Origin of the sequence: Pseudomonas sp. P135 (assembly GCF_020312125.1) — a bacterium.
GTDB lineage: Bacteria > Pseudomonadota > Gammaproteobacteria > Pseudomonadales > Pseudomonadaceae > Aquipseudomonas > Aquipseudomonas fragariae.
The window spans coordinates 1-322 of record NZ_JAGPYR010000067.1 but is presented as its reverse complement, the minus strand read 5'-3'; the positions used below and the strand labels follow the sequence as shown (position 1 = coordinate 322).

Annotated in this window: 1 protein-coding gene; it reads right to left on the bottom strand. The window is 56.5% G+C overall.

Annotation, left to right across the window (positions count from 1 at the left end):
* On the bottom strand, positions 1-322 hold a 322-nt coding region (locus tag KBY08_RS26340; protein WP_225651328.1), incomplete at both ends, for an IS3 family transposase.

Here is a 322-nt window from a genome sequence, read left to right as displayed (position 1 = left end):
CGCCGTGAACTTGCGCTCCAGCAAATTCGGCGCAATTTTCCCGACGGTGCCCTTATAGGAGCGGTACTTCTTGGGTCGCACAACTGATCTCAGGCCCAGTTCAGCCATCAATCGCTCCACAACCTTCTTGTTGACCAACGTGCCTGAGTTGCGGATAACCGCCGTGATACGCCGAGCCCCATAAAGACCTCTCTCCTCGTGATAAATCCGCTCTATCTCCTGCTTTAGAGCAGCATCTGGATCGGGTCTGGATTGCACCTGAGCCTGATAGTAAAACGTGCTGCGCGCCAGGCCCGCCAGCGTCAGAAGGGCGCACATCGGA